16 protein-coding genes are annotated in these 15,856 nt (G+C 42.6%); 9 read left to right on the top strand and 7 right to left on the bottom strand.

What is annotated here, in order from left to right:
- Positions 1 to 11 precede the first annotated feature (11 nt).
- Genes L1994_RS01150 through L1994_RS01120 form a run of 7 tightly spaced genes read right to left on the bottom strand, consistent with a single transcriptional unit; the run spans position 12 to position 5,859 of the window.
- On the bottom strand, positions 12 to 410 hold the full coding sequence (locus L1994_RS01150) for a molybdopterin dinucleotide binding domain-containing protein (RefSeq protein ID WP_278099871.1): 399 nt from the start codon (positions 408 to 410) through the stop codon (positions 12 to 14).
- A 26-nt stretch (positions 411 to 436) separates the two neighbouring features.
- Positions 437 to 862, bottom strand: a complete 426-nt coding sequence (locus L1994_RS01145) for a hydrogenase iron-sulfur subunit (protein WP_278099870.1) — start codon at positions 860 to 862, stop codon at positions 437 to 439.
- The gene (locus tag L1994_RS01140) at positions 862 to 2,889 is read right to left on the bottom strand and encodes a CoB--CoM heterodisulfide reductase iron-sulfur subunit A family protein (protein ID WP_278099869.1); all 2,028 of its coding nucleotides are present in this window, start codon (positions 2,887 to 2,889) and stop codon (positions 862 to 864) included. Before L1994_RS01140 ends, L1994_RS01145 begins: the two co-directional genes overlap by 1 nt.
- Positions 2,890 to 2,902: 13 nt before the next feature.
- A complete protein-coding gene (gene hdrB / locus L1994_RS01135) occupies positions 2,903 to 3,808 on the bottom strand; it encodes a CoB--CoM heterodisulfide reductase subunit B (protein WP_278099868.1) in 906 nt (301 codons plus the stop codon).
- An 8-nt stretch (positions 3,809 to 3,816) separates the two neighbouring features.
- Positions 3,817 to 4,395 (bottom strand): CoB--CoM heterodisulfide reductase subunit C, encoded by a 579-nt coding sequence (gene hdrC / locus L1994_RS01130; RefSeq protein ID WP_278099867.1) that lies wholly within the window; start codon positions 4,393 to 4,395, stop codon positions 3,817 to 3,819.
- Between the two features lie 5 nt (positions 4,396 to 4,400).
- Positions 4,401 to 5,567, bottom strand: coding sequence for a 4Fe-4S binding protein (locus L1994_RS01125; RefSeq protein WP_278099866.1), 1,167 nt, complete (start codon positions 5,565 to 5,567; stop codon positions 4,401 to 4,403).
- A 22-nt stretch (positions 5,568 to 5,589) separates the two neighbouring features.
- Entirely contained in the window at positions 5,590 to 5,859 is a 270-nt protein-coding gene (locus tag L1994_RS01120) for a 4Fe-4S binding protein (protein ID WP_278099865.1), read from the bottom strand.
- A 1,021-nt stretch (positions 5,860 to 6,880) separates the two neighbouring features.
- Between L1994_RS01120 and fhcD the strand changes: the two genes are divergently transcribed.
- The 9 genes from fhcD (at position 6,881) to L1994_RS01075 (ending at position 15,801) form a co-directional block, all read left to right on the top strand.
- Complete coding sequence (gene fhcD / locus L1994_RS01115; protein ID WP_278099864.1) at positions 6,881 to 7,765, top strand: formylmethanofuran--tetrahydromethanopterin N-formyltransferase; 885 nt, start codon at positions 6,881 to 6,883, stop codon at positions 7,763 to 7,765.
- A gap of 212 nt (positions 7,766 to 7,977) precedes the next feature.
- Positions 7,978 to 8,931: a tRNA(Ile2) 2-agmatinylcytidine synthetase gene (locus tag L1994_RS01110; protein WP_278099863.1), complete on the top strand. Its 954-nt coding sequence runs from the start codon at positions 7,978 to 7,980 to the stop codon at positions 8,929 to 8,931.
- A 35-nt stretch (positions 8,932 to 8,966) separates the two neighbouring features.
- Positions 8,967 to 9,911, top strand: a complete 945-nt coding sequence (mmp11, locus tag L1994_RS01105) for a methanogenesis marker protein 11 (protein WP_278099862.1) — start codon at positions 8,967 to 8,969, stop codon at positions 9,909 to 9,911.
- On the top strand, positions 9,908 to 10,924 hold the full coding sequence (locus L1994_RS01100) for a radical SAM protein (RefSeq protein ID WP_278099861.1): 1,017 nt from the start codon (positions 9,908 to 9,910) through the stop codon (positions 10,922 to 10,924). Before mmp11 ends, L1994_RS01100 begins: the two co-directional genes overlap by 4 nt.
- Positions 10,925 to 12,163, top strand: a complete 1,239-nt coding sequence (locus tag L1994_RS01095; protein ID WP_278099860.1) for a thiamine pyrophosphate-dependent enzyme — start codon at positions 10,925 to 10,927, stop codon at positions 12,161 to 12,163.
- The gene (locus L1994_RS01090; protein ID WP_278099859.1) at positions 12,144 to 13,268 is read left to right on the top strand and encodes a homocitrate synthase family protein; all 1,125 of its coding nucleotides are present in this window, start codon (positions 12,144 to 12,146) and stop codon (positions 13,266 to 13,268) included. The genes L1994_RS01095 and L1994_RS01090 overlap by 20 nt, the downstream gene beginning before the upstream one ends.
- Positions 13,269 to 14,507, top strand: coding sequence for a 3-isopropylmalate dehydratase large subunit (locus L1994_RS01085; protein ID WP_278099858.1), 1,239 nt, complete (start codon positions 13,269 to 13,271; stop codon positions 14,505 to 14,507). It begins immediately after the preceding gene.
- Positions 14,504 to 14,977 (top strand): LeuD/DmdB family oxidoreductase small subunit, encoded by a 474-nt coding sequence (locus tag L1994_RS01080; RefSeq protein ID WP_278099857.1) that lies wholly within the window; start codon positions 14,504 to 14,506, stop codon positions 14,975 to 14,977. Before L1994_RS01085 ends, L1994_RS01080 begins: the two co-directional genes overlap by 4 nt.
- On the top strand, positions 14,974 to 15,801 hold the full coding sequence (locus L1994_RS01075; RefSeq protein ID WP_278099856.1) for a DUF7714 family protein: 828 nt from the start codon (positions 14,974 to 14,976) through the stop codon (positions 15,799 to 15,801). Before L1994_RS01080 ends, L1994_RS01075 begins: the two co-directional genes overlap by 4 nt.
- The last annotated feature ends 55 nt before the right edge of the window (positions 15,802 to 15,856 follow it).

Below are 15,856 nucleotides of genomic sequence, written 5' to 3'. Positions count from 1 at the left end.
TTTACATCACCTTATAGAGCAAGCCCTTCCTCAATTACTTCCAGTGAACTGAGTACCTTTCCACTTGGTTCAGGTGTGACACTGACCATCACACCTTTGAATGTCGGCATGCCTGTTGAGTAGGTATTTGGGTTGATTACACGGTTGGCCCACGGGCCCATAGGGATCCAGCCCATACCTTCGTCAACCTTCTGTAATCCTTCAATTGCCTTTACTACAACTGTACCATACAGACTTGTAACACGGACATTTGATCCCTGCCATATGCCAAGTTTTTTGATATCAGCAGCGTTTAGCTCAATAATACCACAGGCATCACGGTAGGCCGGCTTTTCCTTGCCTGCCTCCATAGATACTCCCTGCTGAATAGTCCTGCCCGATATAAGGTTTAATTCAATTTTTTCTGCCACAATTATCACCTAAAAAATTATTGAGATTAGTCCTTTCTCTCGGTCAGCGGGCTTGGACCCAGTTCATTTACAGTCTTTACGACATCTTCCATAACATGACCCCATTTTGCACCTTCTGATGCTGAAACGAATGTCATTCTAAGTCTCTTATCGTCAATACCGATATTTTTGAGAACATTTTTGACAAGGAACATGCGTTTTGCGCATTTGTAATTTCCTTCAAGGTAATGGCAGTCACCGAAGTGGCATCCGGATACTAAGACTCCGTCTGCTCCATCCTGAAATGCTTTCATGATGAAAAGGGGATCTACACGTCCGGTACACATTACACGTATTGCACGGATATCCGGCGGGTACTGGATACGTGCTCCACCTGCAAGATCTGCACCGGCGTATGAACACCAGTTACATATAATTGCAATAATCTTAGGTCTCCAATCTCCTTCTGCCATTACTGTTCACCTCCGCGTCCGCCAAGTAAAAATGCATCAATCTGTGCAACAATCTGGGGACTTGTGAAGTGCTGCATACGAATTGCTCCACCTGGGCAGAATCCTCCGCATGTACCGCATCCTTTGCATTTTGCTTCGGTTACTGTCATAACCTGTCTTCCGTCTTTTTCAATTAATGATAGGGCACTGTATGGACATTGTGGAACACACATTCCACATCCTGCACAAAGCTCCTCTACACACTGTGCAAAGTAAGGCTCAAGCTGAACTTCACCCTGGTGAATAGGAATGCTTGCCGCAGATGCCGCTCCTTCTGCCTGTGCTACTGTGTCAGGGATATCCTTTGGTCCCTGGCATACACCTGCAAGGAAAATACCTGCTGTTGTTGTACCGCAAGGGTTTAATTTCGGGTGTGCCTCAAGGTACCATCCGTCCTGGGACTTTGAAATACCAAACATCTGGCGAATACGCTCTGCATCAGGCTTTGGCTGAATTGCTGCCGCAAGGACTACCATATCACATTCTACTGTGACCGGCCTTCCAAGTAATGTGTCTTCTGTCAACACAGATACATTCTTTGTGACAGGATCTTCTCTGATAGATGAAACACGTCCGCGGATGAATTTACATCCCTCATTCTGGATACGATAGTAGAACTCTTCGTACATCTTTCCAAAGGATCTGATATCCATATAGAAGATGTATGGCTGACATCCCGGAATCTTCTCCATTACCTGGTGAGCATGCTTTAGTGAATACATGCAACAGAATCTGGAACAGTATGGTTTTGCAACTCCGCCGGTGTTGTCTCTTGAACCTGCACAAAGTACAAATCCGACTTTCATCGGTGTGACTCCGTCAGACGGGCGTATTAAGTGTCCGCCTGTCGGCCCAGATGCACAGATTAAACGCTCAAATTCAAGACCGGTGATTACGTTTTCGTATCTCTTGTAACCCCATTCAGTCTTGTCTTCGATTGGAATCAAATCATATCCTGTTGCAAGAATGACACATCCTACCTTTACTTTTTCAAGTTCATCTGCCATATCCAGATTGATTGCATTCTTCTCCGGACCACAGATCTCTTTACAAAGACCACATTTTACACACGATTCAAAGTCAATTGTGTACTGAAGCGGCATAACCTGCGGGTGGTATATGTAAATTGCCTTTCTTGGCGCCATTCCCATCTCGAAGGGATTTGGCTTGATTACAGGGCATACCTCTGCACAGTCACCACAGCCGTTACATCCGGAACCTTCGATTCCGGCCGCCTTCATCTCAGCACCGTCGTATGTACCACGTGCTTTTTTACGGAGGGTTATCTCAAAGTTTCCAATGTATCCTTCTACATTTTCAACTTCTGTGTAGGTCTTTAAGATGATGTTTGGGTGACGTCCTGCATCCACCATCTTTGGTGTTAAGATACACTGTGAACAGTCAAGTGTCGGGAAAGTCTTGTCAAGCTGTGACATTCTTCCACCGATTGTCGGATCTTTTTCTACAAGATATGTCTTGATTCCTGCGTTTGCAAGGTCAAGCGCCGCCTGCATACCGCCGACACCTGCACCGACAACCAATGCCGCGTGCTCGACAGGCACACTTTTTGGCTGAAGGTCTTCTAAGAGTCTTGCTTTTGCAACTGCAATTCTGACCTGATCTTTAGCCTTTTCTGTTGAACCTTCCCAGTCATGCATGTGAACCCATGAGTTCTGATCACGGATGTTTGCCATCTCAAAGCGGAATTTGTTAAGACCACCTTCAGCTGTTGCAGTTCTGAATGTAGGTTCGTGCAAACGAGGGGAACATGCGGCTACAACAATTCCGTTTAAGTCATGCTCTTTGATTGCATCGATGATTTTGTTCTGACCAGGTGTTGAACACATATACTGGTACTGGTCAGCAACTACAACATCAGGGAGGCTTTTTGCGTATTCCATTACATCATCTATTGATAACGAACCTGCGATGTTTGTACCGCAGTGGCAAAGGAATACACCAATTCTTGGTTTCTGATTTTCTGCCATATATTAGTCCTCCTTATATTATCTTCTCCAAAAACGGTTTGCAGTCAATTGCATGAAGATCAAGTGCGAGTTCCTGAGGAGTCATGCCCTGTGCAAGACCTAAGAGCTCATTGAAGTGAAGAACAGGCAGATTGTAGACTTGTCCGAAGTTCTGCTGGATCTCAATCTGACCGCGGTCAAACTGAAGCTGACAGAACGGACAGACTTCTGTTAATGCATCTGCGCCTGCTTCACGAAGATTGATCATCTTCTCGTTTGTGATGTCAAGGGAGTGTAAAATATCATATCCTCTGACACCGCCGCCGGCACCACAGCACTGCATCTTGTTTCTGTACTGGACAGGCTCTGCACCAAGTGCTCCTACAAGCTCTTCCATCCACATTGGATTTTCGGTGTCTCCAAAATGACGCTCCTTTCCGGGCTTCATTAAGTGGCATCCATAGTGGACTGCAACCTTTGTTCCGGTAAGAGGTCTTATGACGCTGTCTGCAAGTTTTTTAACACCACAGATCTTTTCGTCATAATATAGTTCAGCAAGATGCCAGACATCGACTGAACCTTTAAATTCCATATCAATTTCTGAGAGGACCTCATTTACACCGTCACGAAGTTCATCGTTGTGCTTTAATTTGTGGTTTACTTCCCAGATTGATTTGTAGCAGCCGTTGCAGATGAGTGCAATATCTTTATTCATCTCCTCTGCCAGACAGAGGTTTCTTGCCGCCATTGCATACCATACATTAAGGTCAATAGAGCCAAACGCACCAGGGGCAGGACAACAGCTCGCTCCTTTCAAAGGAAGAAGCTCAATTCCTACTTTTTCACTTGTCCTGATTGCTGAAGCCTCACAGCCGGGATAGCGGTTTGGAGCAATGCAGCCAAGGAAGAATGCATATGAGTGTTCAAATTTTTTAGCCATTTATATACTCACTCCTCCGAAAGAATGCGGTCAGCGTTCTCTTTTAACTTATAATGATCCATAATCTTCCTGATTCCGTCAAGATATTCCGGATATGAATCTGTTGTCGGTGGATTTCTTGGAAGTCCAAGTTTTTCACGTGCAGCACGGTTGACATCGTTGTTTGGAACTCCATGTCCGGTCTTATAAATAAGCTGGACAGTCTGGAGGAAGTTTCTTGGAACAATGTCTCTCTTGAATGCAAGATTCCTCATTGCCATTATGACATCGGTTGGTGCAATGTCACGCGGACAGCGGTCTGTGCAGGAGTAGCATGTTGTACAGAGCCAGAGATCAGGATCTGTTAATGCCTCTTCCTCAAGGCCTAAGACTGCTCTTCTCATAAATACACGAATACGGTATGAGCTTCTTGGTGCTGACGGGCATGAGCCTGTACATGTACCGCACTGGTAACACATATGTGAAATTGTACCGCTTATTTTCTTCACTTCAGCACTGAAGTCCTTGCTGGAGTCAGATGTGTAATAATACCTGTCCTTAAGCTTATTTTCAAGTTCAGGATTTCCATAATTTTTCTCTACTGCCATTTAAATCACACCGTCTTTTTAAGCTCAACTTCGCCTGTTTCTACAGATTCTTTGACTTTTGAAGTCCTTTCTGTAAGCAATTTCTCTTTAATCCTAAGGAACAGGTCAGTCTCTTTGCCTTTTACTTTAATGCCGGTTCTCTTCATGACAATTATATCCTCACCAGGGCATGCATTAACACATACTCCACAGAGTATGCAGAAATCCTTATTGACAGCAATATTTGCCTCAATTTCTCCATGCATATCTCCAGGGGACTTTGGTGAAGGCATATAGATAGCATTTGCAGGGCAAATATCCATACAGGTAGAACATCCTCCAGGACATTTCTCTGCGTGGAATTCAATATCTCCTTCAAAAATCTTTTCAACTGTAATTGCTTCTGTTGGACAGTTAACTGCACACCAACGGCATGTACAGCAGGGACCATTGTCAATAGATACACTGCCTTTGTTGCCAAGCTTCTTTGCAACTTCGCCACGCTGGACCTCAATTGCCTCTGAAGGACAAATCTCAACACACAGCAGACATCCGTCACAAAGATCCTTATTCCATTTGACTTCTCCGTCAAGAACGCCGCTTTCAGCTGAAAATGGCTTTCTGACAACATCTATTGCGGCACAAATTTCACCACAAAGGCCACAATAGGTGCATTTATCTTCGTTGTATTTGAATTCGTTGTTGACTGCAAGAGCCTGTGCCTTTTTAAGGCCAGATTTATCTTTTCCTTCAAATACAGGTACATCACGGATAATTGCATCACGTGGACATACGTCTTCACAGGTAGTACACTGTACACATTTTTCTCCGTTAATTTCGGCTACTTTATCATATACAGGGAAACCTTCATTCTCAGCGATTGGTAATCTGGACTCGCCATCAATTTTAAGATCAAGTGCACCAAATGGACACATTATGACACATACGCCACAATATGAACACTGTTTCTCGTCAACTGATATTGACTGACCATACTCAATAGAACCTCTGCGGACTGCACCAACAGGGCCAATACTTATTGCCTCTTCAGGACAGGAATCGTAACAGATACCACAGCCTGTACACTTGTCATTGTCAAGAATAAGGTTGTTTACCTGTTTTAAGAGCTTCTGCTCCATTGTTATAATGTTGCCTTCCTGCCTTCGGGAGTATTTTGGAAAAAGCGTATTCATTTACTATAACACTCCTCTAGAATTATACCGTTCCTGGAACCTGAATCATGTCTTTCCAGCGCCCCTCAAGTCTAATTACGCCATACGGGCATGCCTCGATGCAGACTCCGCATCCGGCACACAAGTGGTGGTCAACGTCAAGCACAAGAGCTTTTCCATTAACAACTTTGTAAATCTTGTCTGTTGTGACAGGATCTACAGTGTAAAGCTCAAGTGCATTGACAGGACATGCGACCACACAGTTGTTGCACCCAGTACAACGTTCCATATTTACATGAACTGCAAATGCCATTTTTTTTCACGCACCGCTATATCGATCATTAATCGATCAGTAAGAGTTGGGAAAAAAAAATAGATAAATGTTCTGAAGTTATGCAAGAAAATATCCAATAAAATTTAATATTTTCAAATATCTCTGATTAACTCTGCACATAGGTTAATCAAAACAAATTAATATGCCTTTGATTTTATGATGCGTTCAAAAAATCAAATAGAAAGCCATATAATAGAGTCAAACGGCTTTAAACAATTTTTAATTATTAAAATCCAAGCATTAACTTTTTTTAGAAAAAAAAAAGGCAGATTATGCAATGAACCGACATTAGCTAACATACGCACAAAGAGAAAAATAATTGACAAAACATATTAAATTAACATAAAAAACCATTCTTTGAATTTTTTGGGTCCTTGTCTTTGTAGTATTAACTTCATTTCTTCAATGTTACAGATACAATATATTACAAATACGGCATATTAAAAATATAATAAATTACACATGGAATATATCACAAATACAATATATCCCGATTGCAACATATCACAAATGTATCATAACACAAATGCAATGCATCAGTACACTATAATGCATCAATATACTATGTTTGCATGAGCCTGCATATACCTAAATTTAATGCCTGCCAGTTTTATCAGACAGGAGTTATCCAATATCTGTATTTTTTAACCTTTCTTTGCAGGAATTATCAGAAATAAATTAAAAAAAGAGAGATCTGTAGATCCTCAGATTCTCCGGAAAAAAAGAAATAATATTTTACCTTACAAGAGTGAAATATGACTGTTATAAAACTTTGATGCCGCCTGAAACGGGGGCGTGAAATGTTTGAAAAAACGTTGCTGAAATTAATTTTACATGAAAGTTACTTCGTAACTTACATGAATCCGGTGCATGAAATATAATTTCATGGACTTTTTCATGCAACAACTGTCATGAAAATCAGATTTGATTTTTGTGGTAAACGGCTGAATAGTCATTCTGGTTTTCAGAGATTTTTTCAGCCACATTTGAGGTTATATCTATGGAATTAAACGGAGTTACAATTGAAAACGAATATGCAGAAGCATTTCCAAACTGGGCATGCAGAGTAATTATTACCGCAATCAACGAAAAATGGGCATTTCAGGCCGCAACAGAGGCCACCGGATTTGCAACATCAGCAATCGGCTGTCCCTGTGAGGCAGGAATTGAAATGTTTCTCTCAGCAGAGGAGACACCTGACGGAAGGCCGGGAGTTGCAGTATTATTCTTTGCAGGCGGAAAGAAGAAGTTAAAAGAGCAGGTCGTAGAGCGCCTTGCGGAGTGCGTTTTAACACAGCCAACAACAGCAGTCTTTGACGGTATGCCTGACGCAGAAGAGAGAATTGATGTAAAGCTTCACTTCTTCGGTGACGGATATGAATACCAAAAGGAAGTCGGCGGGCGCAAGTGCTGGGCAATCCCCATCATGAACGGCGAATATATCGGTGAAGAGAGTTTCGGCATCGTAAAGGGTGTTGCAGGCGGAAACTTCTTTATAATGGGTGAAAACCAGCCCGCAGCGCTTATGGCGGCAGACGCAGCAGTAGATGCAATCTCCGGAGTTCCGGGATGTATGTGCTCATTCCCTGTTGTTGCATCAGGCTCAAAAGTAGGCTCTAACAAGTACAAATTCATGGTTGCGACAACAAACGAGAAGTACTGCCCGACAATACGTGACAAGGTAGCAGACACAAAAGTTCCTGAAGGCGTAAAAGCAGTTTACGAAATCGTTATTGATGGTGTCGATGAAGAGTCAATAAGTGAGGCCACAAGAGCAGGTATTATGGCGGCATCAATGATACCGGGCATCAAACTGATTTCAGCAGGAAACTTCGGCGGAAACTTAGGCCCGTTCAAGTTCCACCTTCATGAGATTCTTCAGTAACTGAAAAATCAAAAATCAAAAATCAATTTTTATTGGGTTGTTTAGTATTTTTTAACTCTGCATATAGTTGTTTATTCATTCGTTTTGGACTATTTATGCAGTTTCAATCCATATTTCATGACATCTCTGTCAGGCATAATTTACACTCAATCAAACAGATTAAATATCATGCCGCCGAAATTTCTGTCAACGAAATTTTCGGTGACAAAGTAATGATTACACTAACACCCTCTGAAGTCAAAGAACGCTATGGACAGATGTTTTGCAAAAAATTCCTCGTAATTGTAGATGAAGATGCAAAAAAAGCAGAAATAATAGAACAGTGCTGTCACAGAGGTGCAATTGAATGGGATGTCATGAACAGGAGGCGTGCAGGAGGTGCAGTTGAGGCAATCACTGTTGAAGGCGCTTCGATGACAATTTCAGCAAAACTTGGAACCTATCCGATAAATTTTGGTGCGGCAGGAGAACATATCGGCGGACAGGCGCTTGAAAGTGTCGAAGTCGAAGGTGATTTTGTAACAACCGGATGGGCAGGAATTGCCGGTGCGGGTGTAGGTATTGCAGTCTGCCTCCCTCAGGCACCGGGAGTTTTAAAAACAGTTTATCCAACAGAAGAGGACTTAAAAGCAGGAGGGGCAAGAACATGCCGGACAAAAATTACAAGCCCAAAATATGTCAAAATTTCAATAGGAATTGATGACACCGATACAAAAGAATCCGGTGCAACCTGGGTTTTAGCCTCCAAATGTGCAGAGGCCTGCAAAATTGAAGGTGTTGAATACCTAAACATGCGTCTTATTCAGCTAAACCCGAAAGTTCCGAACAAAACAACAAACTGCGTGGGATCAGCCCTTAACTTTGCAGTAAGACCGGACAGGGTTGACGAACTTTTAATATTTGTCAGAGACTTCATAGAAGAAAATGCTGTAAGCAAAGACACCGGAATTGCGGTTATAAGAGGACTTTCCCTTCCTGAGTCACCCTTCCTTGAAAAAATAAAAACTGAAATTCTGACAAGAGAAGAGTGCGAAAAAGAAGCCGAAAGACTTGGCATAGAGTACATCGACTCTGCAAAAAGTAAGGGCAGAATAGGTGCACTCGGAGCAGTTCTCTGGGCAAACAGAGGTATTGAGGCCGCAGGGCTTTTTGGCGAACATCTCTGACTGATAAAAAAGAAAAAAAAGAGAAGAAGAAAATCATGTCTTCAATTAAAAACCCGGACAGAAAAATTGATTCCGGAGAAGCAGGGAAAAAAGGCGGCAATGGAGAAATATATCTTAAAAACCCCTACACAGTCACATATCCTGAAATTATCGGAATTGCATCAGAAGACGGGGCTTTTGCTGAAATTATTGAGAGATTTGACTGTATTGGAGGTGCAATGTGGACAAACAAACACTATACAAAAAGCCCTCTTGTGAAATCGTCAAAATTCATTGGAAATACACAGAGGTTCATGTGTAAAACAGGAAAAGCAGTACTTGACCTTCAGGGTTCATATTTTCCTGCCGGAATTAGCAGTGTTTCTGTAGAAGATGATGAAATCTCTGTCACATATATTGGAATGGGAGGCGGCGGTGTCGGTGCAAGCATCTGCAGATCATCTGCAGGAGGTGTCCTAAGGCACAAAAGTGATCCCTGCGGTGGTGGAAAAGTTGCAGGCTCAACAATATGGCTTCCCCGGATGAAGAGAGTTGTAATCGGCCTTGATGACACCGATACTCCTGAAGAAGGTGCAACATGGACTCTTGCACATAACATATCAAAAGCTGTTGAAGATAAAAAATCAAGATATCTGTCGCATACAATAACACAGCTTTTTCCGGTTCCATACAGGACAAAAAACTGCGTTGCAATAGCATGCGAGTTCGCATCCGCTGATCCAAAAAGTCTTATTGACAGATTTGAAGCATATGTCTCAAAATACACACTCTCTGAAAAGACAGGCCTTTGCGCCTACATCGGATTTGACACATCGCCTCTTTTAAATTACGGAAAAGCAGTAAAAAAAGGCGAAGTGACACTTCAGGATTTTGAAAAGATAAGAGAATTCTTGGAGATTAGAATTGAAGGCCGCGGAATAATCGGAGCGGCGGCTGCAATTTCCTATTACACAAATTACGAAGAGGCCCTATTAATATGAGTCTTGCACTCCTAAAACCAAAGCTTCTTGAAGCCGGAACGGCGAGGCTTACCGGAGAGATTACTGACTTTGGCAGGGAGTCGCATGCAGGGCCGGGGGCTGGAAAATCCAAATCAGTCTTCTTCTCAGATGGCAGAACAAGAATCAGGCTTTTGGTTTCTGATGAAAGTGATGAAAGTGATGAAAGCCCTGTTGAGATACACGTTTTTGGAAAGAATCCGGCAGGCGGATTTAAAGCAGAACTTATTTTTGAGGATTTTGTTGTGCAGGGCAAAATCGAAGAGGAGGGTCTGCACTGTCCAAAGCAGGCATATATTACAGTCAGTGAAGGCTGTATTTTCAGGTGCAGATTCTGCAATGTTCCCAATCAGGAAAAACACATTAAAAGTCCTGAAGAGGTTTACAGGCTCATAGAGCCGGTAAAAGACTCAGTTGAGTGTATATCTGTAACAAGCGGGGTTATTGGAAGTGTAAAAGAAGATGAGGAAAGGGTACTGGAGGTTGTAAAAAAGCTTTCTTCATTTAATCTTCCAATCGGCGTTTCAATATATCCTTCAATAAAAACTCCAAAAAAACTTTTTGACCTTGGTGTATGTGAGGTAAAATTCAATCTTGAAACGGCAACTGATGAACTTTTTGAGGAGATTTGCAGGCCTTCAAAAGGGAAAAACAGCCCTGACAGAACTGATCTTATAAAGGCACTCTCTGACTCTGTTTTAATCTTTGGAAAAAACCGGGTTTTTTCAAACGTAATCCTGGGCCTTGGTGAGACCGACAATGAAATGGAATCCTGCATCAGAATGCTTTGCGAAATGGGAGTGATTCCGGTAATAAGACCCCTTACACCATCAGGAGAGCTTGCAGACTATAAAAGACCATCAGCAGAGAGAATTTTAAAAATCTCAGCTTTTTTAAAGGAAGAACTCATAAAAGCCGGCCTTGACACTACAAAAGCGCTTACAATGTGCACCAGATGCACAGGATGCGATCTTGTGCCGGGGAGGGATTTGTAGATGAAAGGTGAGATGATTCTTGCAGAAGCGGTAATAAAAGGCTCTGATACATGCTATGGAGTTCCCGGATACCCTGTAACAGAATTATGCAGATATTCACGTGCGGAATACACAGTGAATGAAAAAACAGCTCTTGAATATGCTCTTGGAGATTCACTCTCAGGGCTTAGATCTGTTGTAATCGTTAAAAACGCAGGCATGAACGCACTATGCGACCCGCTTGTAAATGCAACAACCCAGGGTCTTTTGGGAGGTGTAGTGATAATTGCCGGAGATGACACAGAAGTTGTTGCATCACAAAACAGACAGGATTCAAGATATTTTGCTGAAATATCCGAGTCCCCACTGATTGAGCCGGATGAATCAAACTTATCATCAGCAGTTGAATCTGCAATGCAGGCATCAGAGCGGTTTTCAAGAGTCTGCATAATTCATGTTGCATCAAAAATTCTTGAAGCCTGCATCGAAGATGAACATTTTCCTTTTAGAAAAAATGGAATTGGAAACCTCACACCTCCAAATCTTACCATGAAAGGGCGGTGTGAATACGCTGATAATCTGACAAATGAGATGTATGAATGGTCAAAACCGCCGTTTATCTGGCCGCCCTGCAAAGATTTAGTAAAATTAAACTCACCCTGCAAAACAACAGAGCAGGATTATTCAGGAAGGGATTTTTTAAGCGAACATCAGACTGCCTGCCCGCCAAAGATAACAAAAGACCCTGAGACCTGCGAAAAACGTAAGTTTTCCCGGACACTTTGCAAAGAATGCCCCTTTAAAACTCTTTTTGAAATCATAACAGATTCAGGTGAAATGGCAGTTATTGATACAGGATGTTCACTTCTGGCAAAAAATCCGCCATACGGATTTGGACTTGCAAACTACGGACTTGGATCATCTCCTGCTGTTGCGGCAAAGAGCACAAAGATTGCACTTATAGGAGATTACGCAGTTTTGCATTCGGCAATCAACGCATTATTTGATATTTATGATAAAGAAATTTCACTTCTCTGCATTGTCATCAATAACAAAAAAATGGCAATGACCGGCGGACAGAGCATTCCTGACATCACAAGATGGCTAAAACCATTTTGTCCTTTAGTAACAGACGCAAATGACCCTGCATTAAAAAATATTGTCAGTTGTGCAATTGAAGAGAAGAAAGACTGTTTTAAAATTATTGTTGTAAACGGCATCTGCCCAAAAGGTTGTGAGCATGAAAAAATTAAATGTTGAAATCTGCGATGTGACACTTCGTGACGGCGAACAGACACCCGGAGTTACATTCACATGCGATGAGAAATGTGCGATTGCAGAAAAGTTAGACGGAATTGGTGTTGAAGTAATAGAGGCTGGTTTTCCAAGCGTTTCTGAAAACGAGAGAAGAAGTGTAAGGACAATTTCAGAACTTGGGCTTAGTGCAAAGACATGCTGTCTTTCACGCTGTGTCAAATCAGACCTTGATTCTGCAATCGACTGCGGAGTTGACCTTGTAAGCATCTTTTTTGCAACATCACCCCTTCACATCAGAATTAAGTACAAAAAGACAAGGGATGAGATGCTTTCTCTTGCACTTGAAATGGTTGATTATGCAAAAGATCACGGAATTGCAGTTCGCTTCTCAGCCGAAGATGCGTCAAGGACAGAAATCTCGTTTTTAAAGGAGATGTTTAAGAAGGGGGCTGAAAGAGGCGCATCCTACAGCAGTTTTGCAGACACTGTCGGATGCATGACTCCGGTTGAGATGTATGAAACTGTTCTTGAACTGAAAAAAGATTTAAAAAATCCCCTCTGTGTGCACTGCCACAATGATATGGGATTTGCATCCGCAAACACCTTTACAGCCGCACAGGCAGGCGCATTTCAGCTCCATACAACTGTAAACGGAATCGGAGAGCGTGCAGGAAATGCAAGCCTGGAAGAAGTCCTTGTAGCCCTCCGGATGAAAGGAGGCGTTGACCGCTATGACCTTACAGGCCTTAAGGAGATTTCAAAGCTGGTTGAAAAAACATCAGGAATCTGTGTTTCAAGAACAAAGGCTGTTGTCGGCGAGCATGCTTTTTCACACGAGAGCGGAATCCACATCGCCGCTATTTTAAAAGACAGAAACACTTACGAATTTTTCCCGCCGGAGATGGTCGGAGGAGAGCAGAAGTTTCTTTTGGGAAAACATACCGGAAGAAAAGGGCTTGAGCATATTCTAAAGAGTATTGGTTGTGAATTAACATCTGATCAGGTAACATGGACTCTTGAGAGAATAAAGACAATCAGCGAGGGAAAATGCAGTATAACACAGGATGTTCTGATGTCTGTTATAAAATCCGCAAAGCAGGAGAAATAAATGAACCGGACAGTTAAAAAAGAAGACCAGACGCTTTCTGAAAGAATACTTGGAGATACGCCAGGATCATATGTTGACAGGACAGTTGACAGGGCTTTTGCACATGACGGTACAGGCATTCAGGCACTTGTTGCATTAAAAGGCTTTAAGAGTCAGAAAATTGCAGACCCTGAAAAAGTTTCAATCATATATGATCACATTGCGCCTGCAAACAACACAACAACCGCAAACCTCCAGCATTCACTTCGTGACTTTTCACTTCGTGAAGGATTCACATTTTTTGATATCGGAGAAGGCATCTGCCACCAGATAATGAGTGAGGGAATATGTATGCCGGGCGAAATCGTTGTCGGTGCAGACTCTCATTCATGCACAATGGGTGCACTTGGCGCTTTTGCAACAGGTGTCGGCGCAACAGACATGGCAGGCATCTGGGCGACAGGTGAAACATGGTTTCGTGTTCCTGAGACGATTGAAATATCTCTTTCAGGAGAGCTTTGCGGCTTTGCCAGTCCAAAGGATGCCGCTCTTATGTATATAAGAAAGCTTGGAATGGACGGTGCAACATACAAGGCACTTGAATTCACAGGCGAAGGAGCAGGCAATATTCCTGTTTACGGTCGTCTTACAATGTCAAACATGGCAGTAGAGACAGGTGCAAAGACAGGGCTTTTTTACTCAGATGAAAAAACAAGAGAATACTTAAAAAGCTTTGGAAAGGTGGCTGAAATTCAGACTCCGTGTGACTGTTCATATGAAAAGTCAGTTGATATTGACTTATCAGACATTGTTCCAATGCTCGCTGTTCCACACCGCGTTGACAATGCAGTGCCTGTTACAGATTATTCAGGAACAAAACTGGACCAGGTGTTTCTTGGAACATGCACAAACGGAAGATATGAGGATCTTTTAAGTTTTGCTAAGATTGTTTCGAAAAACAAGGTACAAGTCAGAACAATTGTAGTTCCGGCATCAAAAGATGTTTTAAAAAAGGCTGTTTCAACCGGAATTATATCAGATCTAATTGAAGCAGGATGCACAGTCTGCCCGCCCGGATGCGGGCCGTGCCTTGGCGCACATATGGGTGTCCTTGGCGAAGGTGAGGTTGGTATTTCGACTGCAAACAGAAATTTCAAGAACAGAATGGGCGTTGGGGCAGAATACTACCTCTGCTCTCCTGCAACCGCCGCCGCAAGCGCAATTAAGGGAGAGATTACATCGCCGGAGGAGATTTTATGAAACAGTCAGGCCATGCCGTAGTAATAGGCAGTGATGTTGATACTGATATGATAATTGCCGGGCGCTATCTCAGGACAACAGACAAGTCGGTCTGGGTTGAGCATGCGTTTGAAGACTATGACAAAACAATCGCAAACAGGCTCAAAGGCTCGGTTATCATTGCCGGAAACAACATTGGATGCGGCTCATCACGCGAACAGGCGGCAACAGCACTTAAGGAAGCGGGTGTTTTGGCTGTTGTCGCACCATCATTTGCAAGAATATTCTTTAGAAACTGCGTTAATTTGGGTCTTTACGTGTTTGAGTGCGAAATCCAAAACTGCAAAGACGGTGATATCATCTCATTTGATCCCGAATTATCATATGTCGAGGCAGGAGATGAAAGATTTGAGGCCAGGCCTCTTTCTGATAAGATGAAGAAAATCTTATCAGCAGGTGGTCTTGCAGGTTACCTTGGTGAGAAAAAATGATTTTTCCGCGGCAGTGCAAGGAAGTAGGATTTGCAGACAAAAAACCTTTTGGCGACCTTGTTTATTTTTTAAGCCGCTATTTAATCAAAAAAACAGACTCCGGTTTTGAAGTGCTTGAAATAGAAACAAAAGAGGGTAAAGGCCTTCTTAGGGAGATTGAATCAACAAAAAAGCTTGCAAAAGAGGAAGAAACATACCTGTACCCAAACCCTGTCCTTCTTTTTGACCGCACAAACCTGATTAAGCTTGCAAAGGAGTCTTTTGATAAAACTGGCAGACGATGCACAATATTTCGGGGGTTTGACGAGCATATGACATTTGTAATCGATGCTGACTTGTCTTTGCTTCTGAAGATTTATGTGTATGACGCAATGCCCCCGTGGCCAAATCTTTCAGAGATTATAAAAAATCTTGAAAAGACCGGCATTTTTGGTGAACTTGAGGTTGAATTCGAACATATCGTAAGAGACATCCGCGATTCTGAAGCATCGGTTTACCCGTGCAGGGCAGGAGGATTTGATATTACTCTTGACGAGGACAGACTCAACGGCGGTGAAAAAGTCGCCGGATGCCTAACTGCGAGGCAGTTTTTAGCTGAATGTTATCAGGGCGATTTTGAGATTGAAAACATATGTCCGGCTGACAGGGCGGCACTTGAAAATAAAAGCCCGTATATTGCAAGATGCTGCCGGGCGGAAAGGTGCGGGCCGGTGACAGAAAAAAACCAGACAGGATTTATTGTTCACTGGGGGGCATCTCCTAAAATAATATCCGATGCTGTATATTCGCTCTGCCGGATTTACAGGGAAAAGCAGTGGAAATAAATATATTTCTTGTTGAATTTTAATAAACGCAATTAATTAGGAAATTTTGATAAAA

Origin of the sequence: Methanomicrobium antiquum (assembly GCF_029633915.1) — an archaeon.
Taxonomy (GTDB): domain Archaea; phylum Halobacteriota; class Methanomicrobia; order Methanomicrobiales; family Methanomicrobiaceae; genus Methanomicrobium; species Methanomicrobium antiquum.
This window is presented reverse-complemented; position numbering and strand designations above follow the sequence as displayed.